General features: G+C 60.8%; 7 protein-coding genes and 1 pseudogene. 5 read left to right on the top strand and 3 right to left on the bottom strand.

The genetic code is table 11. The features are described from left to right. Positions 1 to 528: 528 nt before the first annotated feature. Positions 529 to 672 carry a hypothetical protein gene (locus J5J06_06530; protein MCO6436726.1) on the top strand — a complete coding sequence of 48 codons (144 nt, stop codon included), beginning with the start codon at positions 529 to 531 and terminating at the stop codon, positions 670 to 672. A gap of 54 nt (positions 673 to 726) precedes the next feature. Beyond that, the gene (locus J5J06_06525) at positions 727 to 1,419 is read left to right on the top strand and encodes a PTS sugar transporter subunit IIA (GenBank protein ID MCO6436725.1); all 693 of its coding nucleotides are present in this window, start codon (positions 727 to 729) and stop codon (positions 1,417 to 1,419) included. A gap of 568 nt (positions 1,420 to 1,987) precedes the next feature. On the opposite strand, the gene J5J06_06520 is transcribed toward J5J06_06525, so the two are convergent. Continuing rightward, entirely contained in the window at positions 1,988 to 5,560 is a 3,573-nt protein-coding gene (locus J5J06_06520) for a hypothetical protein (GenBank protein ID MCO6436724.1), read from the bottom strand. Positions 5,561 to 5,872: 312 nt separating this feature from the next. On the opposite strand from J5J06_06520, the gene J5J06_06515 reads away from it, so the two are divergent. Then, a complete protein-coding gene (locus J5J06_06515; protein ID MCO6436723.1) occupies positions 5,873 to 6,454 on the top strand; it encodes a sigma-70 family RNA polymerase sigma factor in 582 nt (193 codons plus the stop codon). Positions 6,455 to 6,458: 4 nt separating this feature from the next. Beyond that, the gene (locus J5J06_06510; protein ID MCO6436722.1) at positions 6,459 to 9,929 is read left to right on the top strand and encodes a protein kinase; all 3,471 of its coding nucleotides are present in this window, start codon (positions 6,459 to 6,461) and stop codon (positions 9,927 to 9,929) included. Between the two features lie 750 nt (positions 9,930 to 10,679). On the opposite strand, the pseudogene J5J06_06505 reads toward J5J06_06510, so the two are convergent. Continuing rightward, positions 10,680 to 10,784, bottom strand: a pseudogene (locus J5J06_06505) (integrase core domain-containing protein). Positions 10,785 to 11,014: 230 nt separating this feature from the next. Here J5J06_06505 and J5J06_06500 point away from each other — a divergent pair. Next, on the top strand, positions 11,015 to 11,581 hold the full coding sequence (locus tag J5J06_06500; GenBank protein ID MCO6436721.1) for a hypothetical protein: 567 nt from the start codon (positions 11,015 to 11,017) through the stop codon (positions 11,579 to 11,581). Here the strand turns inward: J5J06_06500 and J5J06_06495 are convergent. Then, complete coding sequence (locus J5J06_06495) at positions 11,578 to 13,671, bottom strand: protein kinase (protein ID MCO6436720.1); 2,094 nt, start codon at positions 13,669 to 13,671, stop codon at positions 11,578 to 11,580. The genes J5J06_06500 and J5J06_06495 overlap by 4 nt on opposite strands. Positions 13,672 to 13,693 lie beyond the last annotated feature (22 nt).

The raw sequence follows: 13,693 nt of genomic DNA, 5'->3' as shown, positions 1-13,693 counted from the left end.
GAATTCGCGATGTTTCAGTTTGGCTTCGACGGTTGATCATGATCTTGCACGTGACGGGTCACCGTGTCCAAATGACACCTGCGCCGTGTGTGATCACCCCGGAGCAGGCATTTCAACCGGTGCTGTTAACTGCCGGGTCGGCTGTTAACGAGATAAACGGAGAGCACGGGGCCAAGACGACCCCGCGCAAACCGGCCAGGACACGAGAAACCACGCTCTCTGGCCGTTCGGCCCGGTCTGGTCGCATCTGTAAACCCTTGCGATTCCTCGAGTTAAAACGAGGGAACCCAGGCGTACATGTCGTGGTCGTCAAGTGAAAAGTGCTGCATTAAATGCGGACCACCCGGGTTATTATCGCCGAACCGGGTGGTACCGCGCAGATTCAAGCCCTGGGTCAAGGGATTCCCGTCCACCCCCTGGCCGTCCGAAGAATCCGTACTCACAATGGCACAAAGACTTATGCGTTGACGTACGGAAACGCGTGGGTACGCTCGATTTGTCGCTTTCATCGGAGTCCGGAGTTGCGAAATGAGCCGGGCTCAGTTGGTTCTCACCTTGGTACGGAGTCTCGTTTGCGACCGGGCTGAGGCGGCGGGCGAGAAGCTCGGGCTGCGACAGCCACTTGCCGTCCTGCGCGAAAAGACCAAGCGACGGGCTCCGGCGTGCGCATAGTGGGCGGTTGAAATCACGCGAGTATTTCCTCTGTGGCCACCGGATGCTCAAACAATGCCTCGAACCGTGCTCACGATAGCTGATGTCGCCTCGGCGCTTGGACTCGATCTACGTGCAGTGGAGCGACTGGCGGAGGCTGGTGACCTGCCGGGGCGAAAGGTCGACGGCACCTGGAGGTTCCGCTCGGCCGAAGTCGCCGAATGGGCCGGCCGACACCTGGGTTCGTTCCCGAGAGGAGAACTCAGAAGGAGGCCAACACCCGGTGCCGACCTTCTCGTACATCTCGCGTTGCATGAAGAGACTGTGGCCGTTCCCCTGACGGCGACAACACGTTGGTCCGTCTTGAGCGAACTGGTCGGGCTGGCCGATCGAAGTGGTCAAATCAATGACGCGCGAGGACTGTTAATGGCCGTCGTCGAGCGCGAAAAACTGCAATCAACCGCACTACCCGGCGGCATTGCGATTCCGCACTGTTCGCAGGTTGGAAAGCACGTGCAGGAGTGGCCGGTAATCGCGGCTGGTCGGGTTGACCGCGGCATCCCTTTCGGAGACCCGGCCGGACACCTCACCGATTTGTTCTTCCTTCTTTGCTGCGTGAACTATCGTCAACACCTCTTGTACCTTGGACGGCTGAGCCGTCTGTTGTCTGAATCTGCGCTTCCTAACAGGTTGAGGGCTGCTGATTCGGCTGGAGAGTTCGTTAGCAATCTTTGCGACGCGGAAAAGGCGCTCTGCGCGGCCAAGTAGAAGTTCGCCAGAGCCCGCTTGTACTGCTCGCCGCACGTCGTCAAACAGAATTTCGAGCAGCGCCCCATTCGGCATCGAACCGTCAGTTCTGACACGCGTTGAGGGCGGCGCGGATCGTGGCGCGGATGTCGGAGAACTCCTGCGATCCGTCCTCGGCTTCGTGCAGGTGGTCGAAGGCGTAGGAGTAACAGGCGGGGCGGGCGTCCACGTGTAAGAACAGACCGAATTCAATTGCTCCAATCTGGCGTCGCAGCCGCAGGGGCGGCCGGTGAGGGCATTGAGTAACTTCTTGAAGGCGTCGCTGCCGACATGGTCGACCGTGCGGGCGATCGTATCGCTGGCCCCGCCGTCGTCGGGTCTCGCGAGACGGGCGATCGTTTGGACTCCCCCATGGACGCGAGACGCCTGCCCTTACCTGCACAGGATCGCGCCGCACGGCCTCGTCCACCATCCGTAATCGACAATCGAAATCAACACCGGGGGAAGGGGGCGGTGTGTCCCAACCCGCTCACGGGCCCGGCCACAACGAATCAGCTCGTCTCACTCGACACCTCATGAAATATGGCGGCTAGCTCCCGCAATCCGTCGGATCCTTGGCGCAAAAGCCGGGTGCCAGACAGAACATGACTCCGACGGACCCGTCGCCGCCGCAACCGCTCCAACACGTCTCCCCGCTCAGGGTGCAATCACCGTCACTCGAGCACTGAGCGCAGCTTGACGCGATATCAATTCCCTCGTACTCGAGACATTGGGCCCCTTCCGTGCAGGTGTCGCAATTCCCAAAGAAGAAGCAAACGTTGCAATCGTCGTAGCAATACTCCGTGTCGCTGTCGCACGGCTGGTCGTAAAAGCAGATCCCGGGCGTGAAGACATTATTATTTGTTGCGCCGCACTGCGGGTTAATCTTGCATGGACTGGTATCGACTAGCGCCTGGCAGCTGTTACCGCAGGAACCGCAGTGCTCCAGATCGTTGTCAATGTCGACGCACTCGCCGCTGCAGCAGTAGATCGACCTCTCGTTGTTCTGCGGGCAGCCGCCGTTCTCCTCGCTTACGTTGCCGCAGCACTTCTTGCACGTTCCGGTCTCGCCGTCCCGCGCGAGCCGGCTGCCCTTACAGCAGAACAGGTCGTCGGGCGCGTCGTTATCGCAATGGAACCCGTTGAGATCGCCGATGACGTAGAAATCGTCCCCGTCGCAGGCGCCGCCTTCGCTGACAGCCAGGCTGGCACACTCTCCGTTCTGGCAGGCGTCCGTCCCGTTGTTGCACGGCGTACCATTGGCCGGGGTAGTGCCCTTCTTCTCGCAGGTCAGCGGAACCAAACTGACCTGTGGCGGCACGATGCAGGTCTCTCCGGGGTCGCATTCGCTATCGCTGGTGCAACGCGGTGCGAATGGGCCCCCACCCCCTACGGGGTCGACGGCGCAATGACCATGGCAGAGATACTGGGCTTCGCATTCTCCGCTCGACCGGCAAACATCTCCAATGTTGGCGATCACATCCGGCGGGCAATCGACGCTCTGCCCGTCGCAGTACTCGGGGGGGTTACAGGCACCGTCCGACACACCGAACAGATCGATTTCGCGCCGACAGGCCACGTCCGGGCCGTAGAGCTGATTGGCAGGGCATCCTCCGTTGGCGTTGTACAGTTCCTGCCGATCGCATACGCCGGCTGCTTGCCTGCAAACATCCACGCCGGGACAGATACAGGAACCACCTGAATTGCAGACGCCCTCGTCGGGACACCGACCCTGGATGCACGCAGCACCCTGGACCCTGTTTTGGGCCACCGAGGGACAAGCCTTGTTCAGGCCATCGCATTTGATGTCTTTTTGGCACGTGCCGGTGTTATCATCACACACGTATGAGGTTCCCCTGACCCTGTCTTGCAGGCATTCGCCGTTCGCGTCGTAAAAATCGTCCCGATCGCAAGCACCCTGCGTAGGCCAGCAACGCGTCAGGCCGGGGCAAACGCAGTTGATGTTCCCGGATTGATCGCCACACACTCCGGCGCCCGGGCAGGCGTTGTTCGTGTCGCAGAACGAACCGACAGGTTTCGATGTGGAACCGTTGGGACAAGCCGCGCTGGCACCGTCGCACGTTTTGTCCTCTTTACACGTGCCGGTATTGTCTTTGCAGATGGTCGTGTTCGGGGCGAACCCATCGGGCGGACAATGTGCGCTGACGCCGTCGCACGTCTCCGCCACGTCACATACACCGGCGGCTACGCGGCAGGTCGCACCGCTAGCTCGGACGTCGTCCGCTGGACACGCCGCGCCGGCCGTGCCAGGGCAGAATTCGGCGGTGTCGCATTCACCAGCCGACGGGCGACAGACCACATCGCCCGGGGCAACCACGTCCGACGGGCAAACCTCGGAAACGCCGTCACAGAACTCGGCAGAATCGCAAAGATCACCGGAACCGGTGCGACAAAGAATGCTGGTCGGAGCCGGAGACCAACTCGTTTCACTTTGCCACGGGTCGCAAATTCGACAGTTGTTGGGGTACGCGTCTCGGTCCCCGGGCCGGTATGTGACACCATCGATTTCGCACTGCGCGGGCTTGAAGAGTACAGTGATCCTGCCCAGGTCCGCCATGTCCACGTCACCGTCGTTGTCGGTATCGAAGCAGTCGCAACCGTCACCCGGAGTGCCGACGCCGGGACCGCCAAAGCAACCGACGAAACCCGCCATATCATCCAATTCGATGAAACCGTCAGCACCGGCATCAGCTGTGCCCTGTCCGCCGGCGCATGTATCGCACGCGTTCGCAATCCCGTCGGCGTCGGTATCCAGTTTGTCGTCACCGCCTGCGCATACGTCGCAGTCGTCGGGCACATTGTCGTTATCGGCATCAGGTTCGCAGGCATCTGGTACGCCGTCGTTATCGCAGTCGGAGTCGCACGCGTCGGGAACACCATTGTTGTCGCAGTCGTCCGCCCGTTTCAGCACGATGTTGTCGGCCCAGGCGTCAGCAGGGAACTCTGTCCAAATGGTAATGCGCAGTTCGTGAATAGGTGATTCGAACGTGGATACCAAGGTACCGCTGCCGACGCTCGGAGCGCTCTGCGTTTCCGTCTGGACTCCATCCACGTAGCCGTCGAACCGGACGGTGAGCCCGGTGTTGTTGTAGTCCGCGCTCACAAACCGGAATAACTCACCGCCGGTCGCAACGATACTCGTCGCGCTGGTCCCGAACCGGTCGGCATCACCCAGCGCCGGCGCAGGACCTCCGAAGTTGACAAGGTCGGGTGTGTTGGTGACAGGACTGAGTGCGTAACCGAGATGCGAAAACGGGGCTAACGCCCCAACAGGTTGATCGTCAAAGCGGATGGCCACTTCTCCCAACTCGCACACGTCGGACAGTCCATCACCGTCGCAATCTTCGCCAACCCCGCAGTACAGGCCGGCAACCTGATCCGCCGAAAGCGCAACGTCGAAAACCTGAAACATCGCCAATTCTCCGGCAAACGAGCCGGCCGAGTTGATGCTGCCGAAGCGGAGATCCTGGTGCGGCGTTACGTTGCCGGAAACCGCTGTCGGATCAAAGGCGGAGTCGAACACGCCGTCGACGTAGTACTTGAACCCCTGGCTGTCATCGCGATCGACGGTTACGACGAGATGGTGCCACGCCGTGTCGTCGATTCTTGCCGCGAAGTCCGGCTTGACGTTGGTAACGTCGTCGTCGATCCGAAGCCGGATCGAGTCGTTGAAAGCAATTTGAAGCTGGAACCCGGGACCTTCCCCCTCTGCGTCGTTCGCATTCCCGTTGGCGTCGATGATGTCACCGCGACCGGATGTGTCCGTCCTCCGGACCCAAGCCGCGATCGTGAAATCGCCCGTCCCGAAACCGGTGAAAAGTGCGTTGTCCACTTCTATGGCGTCGTTGCTGTCGTATGGAGAATCCGTGCCAAAGACCGCGGCCTGACCAAGACCGGCCGGAACACCAAGTATGGTAAATCCGACTTCGGCGCCCACAACGCCGTGAGCTACCCCCGAGGAGTCGGCCCCGCTCCCGTCGAAGCGGTACTCGTGAATCGGGGCCTGCGCCAGGGCCCGTCCGGGCCCGAAGGCTTGGACGGCCAAGACCATCGCCAGTGCCATCGGGAATGTACCGCTAGTGATTCGATTGAAGCTTGACATCTGTTCTCCTCTCGTCCGTTCGCGTGCTGCTTGTGCGGCAACGCGGCCCTTCTTTCCGCCGGCAGCAAGATCATTCCTCAGTGCCCAATCCGATGGACACGGATTGAGGCAGTCAGAAAACCGGCGGGAAATTCGAATCTGCCCCTGGAGATCGATTCTTGGACCCATGCACCCAGGCGGGGCCGGTAGTGGTGCCCGGTTCTGAAACGACATTGGAGGGGCAAAAACGGTATAATGGACGGCGAAAAGGGCCCGATACGGGACGGAACACGGTGCCTGTACGGAACTGCCCTGGGTCGAGTGACGAGAGGAATCTTGGAACAGCTTACGAGAATACTGAACTCTGTGGCTGCCGGCGACGCCCGGGCCTCGGAGGAGCTACTTCCGCTCGTGTACTCGGAGCTACGCAAGCTCGCCGAGGCGCGCATGGACAAAACGCCCCCCGGCAACACCTTGCAGCCCACGGCACTGGTACATGAGGCCTATTTGCGCCTTGTTGGAGCCGACGATCCCGGATGGGACGGGCGACATCATTTCTTTGGTGCGGCAGCTCAGGCGATGCGCGATATCCTTGTCGAACAGGCCCGGCGGAAATCCCGGCTCAAACACGGCGGCGATAAACAGCGCGCCGACATCGACTTGGCATCGCTGGCCGCTGAGCCGGATACTGAGGAGATTCTGGCAATCGATGGCGCACTCAAGGAACTCGAGGGCGTGGATGCCCGCAGTGCGCAGGTCGTCGTGCTTCGCTATTTCGGAGGGCTCACGGAAGTGGAGACGGCCGCCATTCTTGGAGTTTCGGAGAGCACGGTCGTGCGTGACTGGCGATACGCCAGGGCATGGCTCTCGCGAATGCTCCGGAGCACCGACGAAGATCCGGGCGAGGGAATCTGATCGAATGTCGCGTGACCGCGCTGACTGGATAAGGAGCTTGTTCGCCGCTGCGCTCGAGTTGGAACACGACGCGCGAGCCGCGTACTTGCGTGACTCTTGTGGCGATGATACCGCCGCCCGCGCCGAAATCGAGTCGCTGCTGGCGGCTGAAGAAGATACGCCCGATTCGTTCATGGAAATGCCCGCGTTGCCGTCATTCCTTGGCGCCGGCGCAGCGGCGACGGGATCAGGGGGTTTCCCACCTGATAGGATCGGCCAATACCACATTGTTCGCGTATTGGGCGAAGGTGGTATGAGTGTTGTGTACCTGGCTGAGCAGGACCACCCCCGTCGACAAGTTGCCGTCAAGGTCATTCGCCCGGGGACAATGTCTGGGTCGATGTACGCACGGTTTCAGTATGAAGCCCATGTACTGGGACAGCTGAAGCATGATGGGATCGCGCAGATCTATGAGGCCGGCACGGAGCAGACACCCAGCGGCCCCCTCCCATTTTTCGCCATGGAGTATGTCGAAGGGAAGGCGCTAGACAGGTATGTCCAGGACCATGATCCAACGACGACCGCTCGGCTCCAGATCTTGGCCCTGATCTGTGACGCGGTACATCACGCGCATCAAAGGGGCGTGCTGCACCGGGACCTGAAGCCCGCCAACGTCATTGTCACGAAAAGGCGCGGTGAAGGCGACGCGACGCCAAGGCACGGCGCAGATGATGTCGGGCGCCCCAAAGTTCTCGATTTCGGCGTCGCCCGCGCCATCAACTCGGATCTTCAATTGACAACGCTCGTGACCAGACCCGGCCAGATTATCGGGACGATCCCGTACATGAGTCCGGAACAGATCCAGGGCGACCCGGACAATCTGGATGTGCGAAGCGATGTCTACGCGCTCGGGGTCATCGGGTATCAGTTGCTGGCGGATCGATTGCCGCACGATCTGGCGAACCGTTCTATCATCGACGCGGCCCGCATCGTTCAGGAAACAGATCCGCCCTCTATCGCTGCCATCATCCCGTCACTTCGTGGAGACGTGTCGACGATTATCGCCAAGGCGATGGAAAAATCGAAGGATCGCCGCTATCAATCCGCCGCGGAAATGGCCGCGGACATCCGACGTTACCTGGATGACGAGCCGATCTCCGCACGCCCCCCGACCACGCTCTACCAGATCAAGAAGTTCGCGAAACGGCACAAGGGCTTTGTTGCTGGCACCCTGGTCGGCACCATCGCCGTCCTCATCGGCCTGATCGTGGCAGTCCAAGAGGCCGTCGTCGCCACCGCGGCGCGCGATCGCGCTCAGGCGGAGGAAATCCGCAGCCGCCAGCTCGCATACAGGGCGAGCATTACTGCCGCCGCTTCCGAACTTACGACACACAATATTGCACTCGCCCGGCATGATCTCGAGGAGATCCCCCCATCGCTGAGGCGCTGGGAGTGGAAGCACCTTTATTCCCGCTTGGACCACAGTCTCGCAGATATCGAGATGCCCGGCTCTGCCACGCCGGGCAAGCCATACTTTGTTACGAGCGGGGCCGACTGCATGCTGCATGTGCCACTTGGCGATTTGGTATCAGTCTGGGATCCGCGCACGGGCGCCCGCGTCTCACGTCTCGAGAAATCAGCGCCGCTGTACGCCCGAAGTCGAAATGGAGCTGCTGAGGCTTCACTTGCGGGCGATTTGCTCACAGTCGTCTTCGAAGGGCACGAGAATACCTACAGCCTTACCCGGCTCGGAGCAACTGACGTGCGCGCGCCGGGCCACCTTCTGACCAGCGGCGACGCCCGCTATGTAGCAGTAGCCGGTCCTGAGCGCGTTTGGCGCATCGATCTTGTCGCGCAGAGCACCGCCGTGCTTGCCGTGGATCGTCGTCAAACCGGTATCACCAATATGGCCCTCTTTGAGGACGGCACGATCGCGATCGCAGCAGCACTAAGGGGTCTGCCGGTCATTTGGGATGCGTCAACCGACGCCATACTCCCGTTGCTCGATGTACCCGACTTCGTGCGTTCCGTCGCGTTCTCAGCCGACGGCCGCCATCTGGTACTCGGGATGCAGGACGCCACCGTGATGCTGTGGGACGTCACGAGCAGGCTGCCCACCGCGACGGGCAGAGGACACCGCCACGCAGTTACGGATGTCGCCTTTGGCCCTGGCGGCGAGCGAATCGCGTCCGTCAGCCTGGACCGTACGGTGCGCATTTGGACCGCCGACACACTGGCCCCGCTGAAGGTGCTGCACGGTCATGGCCGAGCAATCTGGCACGTGACTTTCTCGCCGGATGGCTCGTTAATTGCGACAACGGGTGAGGACCGCACGATCCGAGTATGGGACAACGAGCGGAGCGAACCCGTCGGCGTCCTTGCTCGACACGACAACATCGTTTTTCCGGTCGTGTTCAGCCCGGACGGCTCACTGATTGCTTCCGCCGGCTGGGACAACTCGATCCGACTCGCGGATTCGGAGTCCCACACGGTATTCGCCACGATTCTGATCGAAGCAGATGTTGTTACAGCGCTTTGCTTCAGCCCGAATATGGCACGTTTAGCCGCGGTCACCAATGACGGGCTTGTCGCTTGGGACCTCACCTCGGGCTCGACCTTGCCACTGCCTGACGCCGAAGTGTTGGATCCGCGTGGCAGGCTCGCCGCCCGCGCGCTCTCGTTTGATGCGGACTCAGTACATGTCGTTCTACCGTCGACGACGGCGGCGGGCTGGCTCGTCTGGAACACGGATACAGGCGCTATTGAGCAGCGGCAGGAGCAGGATCCATCTCATCGTCACTCCCCGCTCTTCGGTCCGAACGGCAAATTCCTCATTCGATATGCACCGGCAGGGTCGTCGGACCCACGAACGGCGCGATCCGACTCCGGGGTCGATATCGGCGTGTTCGACTTGACGACTGGGAAGCGCTGCGATGTACCGGACATTTCCGGTGCATTCGCGTTTGGCTTGACGCCCGCGCGTCACGTGATTCTGGCCGCACGTTTGGACCGGGACCGTACGACCGTATTGGTATGGGACCTCACCGCCGGGCAGGAGATCGGTCAGCTCCAAGGGCATGCCGAGAACGTTTACGCCATTGCATACTCTCCCGACTTCACCCGGATTGCAACTGCAGCTCGAGATTCACTCCGTCTGTGGGATGCGCAAACGTTCGAGGAGATCGTCCAGCTTCAGGGTCACACTTCCTTTGTCTGGTCAGTGGCGTTCAGCCCGGATGGAACGCAGCTCATCTCTGGATCGGGAGATCGAACGGTCCGCGTCTGGGACACTGTGCGCTACCGCGAGCGGTCCCTGATTCGCCAGGAACGCGAGAGGGCCCTCCTGGAGTTGACGCCGCTCATACGCAAGGCGATTGCGCATTGCAGTACACCCCAGGACGCCCTCACCCGGATCCTCGATCAGGTGCCCACGAATGAACGTAAACGCCGGGTCGCAGTTCAGGCAACCGTGGCGGAGTTGTTGCACAGCAAATAGACGTCGTTTGGTCGACGGTTTCCCGGAAAGCATAGACTGACGGACAACCGCACCGGCTGGACAGGGTGACAATGAAGCAATTGGGCAGCAATTCCGATCCGTCGCATTGCTTCGCGAGGCAAATGCAAGATGGAAGCACGCGAGAACGAGCTTTCGACAGCCTCAAACGGTCAGAACGGGTCGCGAGCGGTCAGGTCGGATTCTCTCGCAGGCTCTGGCAAAGCGGCTGTTTCTGTATCAAGAAAGCGGTTTCTCCCGTTTCTCGGCAAGGACTTCGATTCACCTCGCCCATAGCCTGGTGAGCTTGCGGCGTTGTGCTGGCCTCTGCGAACACAACACCGAAACAAGTCTCTCTAGCTGCCATATTTGATGAGGTGTCGAGTGAGACGGGCTGATTCGTTGTGGTCGGGCTTGTGAGCAGCCCGGACACACCGTCCTCTTTCCCCCGTGCTGATTCTGATTGTCGGTTACGGATGGTGGACGAGGCCGTACCGCAGGCCGCTACCTTGCCGAGAACATCCTTCCTGAGACTCCCCCGTAAGAACGGTTCGGTGAATGTCGACCGCGTTTTGATCGACTGACTTTTCCCGGTCTTGATGCCAGCTCCCAGCTTGCACCGGCCGTAGTCTGCCGCCCAGCGGCGGGTGGAATTTAGTCCCCACGCCACGGAGCGCAGCCCGCTGCTGTTCGGCGCGGCGAGGGCCTCCGAGGCTGGGGCCCGTAGTCCAGCGCGATGCGTGGCAGAAGCCCGTTGTAGTGCACCCGCCAGCGCTCGATCAGGATTTTCGCCTCTGTGAGCGTGTAGAAGATTCCCCCGTTGCGCAACTCCTCGCGTAGCTTGCCGTTGAACGACTCCACGTCCCATAACGTGCGTACACGCGGGCCAAATCGATGATCCAGTGAAGCGCGAGCGCGCTGCGCTTGCTTGGCATTTAGTATCCCAGACAACAGGGCGGCAATCCGTCGAATCCCCTGACTCGCCGCACCGTCGCCATTCATTCACACGCGGAATGACCGGCTGAGTCCGAGCGCCGATCCGTCGATCGGTGGTGCCCGGATTCTGCGCAATTCTGGGAGGCTTCGTCATGTCAATGTTGCGTAAAGTGTCTTGGCTCATGGGGTCGCTGCTAACTGTCACGGGTGTCGCATCCGCTCAGCTTCCCACTGGTCGAGTCGTGGAATTCGACATCCACGAAGACCCGAACGACCCGGAGAGTGCGGTCGTTCTGGTTTTCAGCCTGGAACTCAAAGCGGCCGACGTCGTCGTTGACAGCGTCGGCTGGGCGGTTCAATCGCTGACGATCCGCCGGCTGGACCGCGGTGAAGAATCGGCGTGGACTGATTTGGCGCCGAGTATTGGTTCGCAGGATGGACTGTGGTGGGTAGATCACGTTAACCCGCAGCAACCGGAGGTGAGCGAATTCGTATTGCCTCCGCAGGTGGGCGGAGTGGCCGAAGCCGCTGATCCGATGGACGGTGATCTCGGCTATGAGTTGATCGGCGAGGTCTATCTTCCGCCACCGGGAGGACAGCCCTATTCAACCACGGCGAGCTTGACGTATCGCGCCCGGCTCGCGGAAGACGAGGAGCCGATCAAGGAAGGGGACGAGGAGCCGGTTGAAGTACCTCCGATGTCCACTAATCCAACCTAGCGGCCTTCTTGAGACGCAGCCAGCCGCTTAGCGAGTATCTTACGATTTGCCTGAATGGAATCCATGAGCCTTGAGATGGACCACGCGCGACCCTCTGAATCCGGGAGAGCTTGGATCGCGCGTATGCGAGACTCGGCGGAATCAAGCCATTCGGAGGCGCGGGCATTTCCCTCGGTAGTACGGAGGGTCATGTTCAGGACGGCTAGAGACGCTTCAGCAACTGCCAGTTCTATAGCGTAGTTCAGGTCCTGCACGTCCTCATTGTAAAGGGGGAGTAGAATCTCCCGGGACAACCTGGCATCTGCGAACGCCCTGGGAAGCTCTTTTTCTTTCATCAGGCATGTGGCTCGGCGGCAGAGAAACCGAACGAGATCCAAGTCCAGGGCCGTATTGCCGGGCGATGAGTTCCGCAAGACATGCATTGTGTGGACAGCCTCGTTCAGATGTTCGACGCAGCCCACCCAATTCTTGGATGCGAAAGCGTCCTCCGCTCGGAGCGTGGCTGCGATTGCGCGGAACCGCCGCCACTGCGGATTATTGGGATCGCGTTCAATAAGGCGCTCAGCCAATACTTCAGCTTGGTCGGCGTACGGTCTTGCTTCCTCCGGTCTACGGTTCTCGTAGTGCGCAGTAGCCGACCTGTAGAGCGCGTCAAACCGAAATGCAGCGGCTGCATCCAATTCAGGTTCATCAGGGCTGAGTTGCAGGGCAGTCTGGAACAGAGCAAGCGCCTTGTCGGCATCACCCTCTTTCTGGTAGTCGGCGCCCAACCGAACAAGGCCGCCAAGGTCGAGTCCGAGGGCGGCGAGGCGGGCGTCCTCGCGTCGACGTTGTTCGGCACGAAACACGGCCCATTGAGCCAGAAGAATCACGATTACGAAGGCGGAAGCGACCAATAATGGCCATCGGAAACGTCGGGCTGCTTTGCGAAGCTGGTAGAGACGGTGGTGTGCTTTGGCTGCCACCGCCTCTCCCCGGAGAAATCGCTCCAAGTCGACCGCAAGGCTCTCCATCGATTGGTATCGGCCGTTTGGATTCTTGGCCAGCGCCTTCAGAACGACCCTTTCAAGATCGTCGTTTGCGCCACGGGCCGTGGTCAGATCGGACCCGACTCGGCCCCGAAGGAGCTTGCGCAATGACGCCGGCTCTCGCGCTGCGATATTGGCCAGGACGCGGTGTGCCGGCCCGCTAACGGGATATGGAAACTGATCGGTCAGTGCCTGATACAAGATGACACCCAGTGCGTAAACATCGGTGCGGATGTCCACTTGGCCGTCATCGGAGGTTGCCTGTTCGGGACTCAAATAAGGAAGCGTGCCGACTACGCGGCCGGCAAGAGACAGATCCTCGTCGGAATCGCCGTCGCCGGCTATGAGCTTGGCCAGGCCGAAATCCAGTACTCTCGGCTCCCCTTGGTCATCCACGAGAATGTTGGATGGTTTGAGGTCGCGGTGGATAATTCCACGTTGATGGGCAGAGTGGACAGCATGGCAGACCTTGACGATCAAGGCGACCGTTTGCCGGGCGTCCAATCCGTGCAACAGGATGTAATCGTCCAGGGCCACCCCGTCGACGAACTCCATGACGTAGTAGGGGCGCCGGCTGACAATTCCAGCCTCGTATATCCCGACGATGTTCGGGTGGTGCAGGCGCGAGGCCAAGCGGACCTCGCGGACAAATCGACGCTGTTGACGTGGCGAGACCAGCAACCCGTCGAGCAGGACCTTGATCGCCACCATTCGCTCCGTGGAGCGCTGAAAAGCGCGGTAGACAACGCCCTGTCCGCCGTACCGAAGGCGCTCCAGGATGTCGTAACCGGGAAGCGCTTTTTCCAGATCCGCCAGGTCGGCCGTGGAATCGTCCACGGGAGATCCCAATTCTTGTTGACGAACCGCGAGAGACGCCTTGTGAATACCTTCCAGGAGTCGAAGGCGCTCGCCCAAATCAGGCATTAGTTCGGGATGCTCTCGTTCCACCCCCCGGAAGTCGATCGCATCGCACTGGCCTACTTGGCCGGTGAGCTCAGCCAGAACCCGCTCGATCCGCTCGCAGCGTTCGTCGGCAGTCGTCGTGGGCCGGTGGTGGTCCATGTTGCCGTCTCACATCTCGGGG

Source organism: Phycisphaerae bacterium, assembly GCA_024102815.1.
In the GTDB taxonomy this organism is placed as follows: domain Bacteria; phylum Planctomycetota; class Phycisphaerae; order UBA1845; family UBA1845; genus JAGFJJ01.
Note: the sequence above shows the minus strand (reverse complement) of the source record. Positions and strands in the feature narration are given on the sequence as shown.

Coding starts and splice junctions, on each gene's coding strand:
- J5J06_06520 (MCO6436724.1), bottom strand. CDS start 5,560: ATGTCAAGCTTCAATCGAATCACTAGCGGTACATTCCCGATGGCACTG.
- J5J06_06530 (MCO6436726.1), top strand. CDS start 529: ATGAGCCGGGCTCAGTTGGTTCTCACCTTGGTACGGAGTCTCGTTTGC.
- J5J06_06495 (MCO6436720.1), bottom strand. CDS start 13,671: ATGGACCACCACCGGCCCACGACGACTGCCGACGAACGCTGCGAGCGG.
- J5J06_06510 (MCO6436722.1), top strand. CDS start 6,459: ATGTCGCGTGACCGCGCTGACTGGATAAGGAGCTTGTTCGCCGCTGCG.
- J5J06_06500 (MCO6436721.1), top strand. CDS start 11,015: ATGTCAATGTTGCGTAAAGTGTCTTGGCTCATGGGGTCGCTGCTAACT.
- J5J06_06525 (MCO6436725.1), top strand. CDS start 727: ATGCCTCGAACCGTGCTCACGATAGCTGATGTCGCCTCGGCGCTTGGA.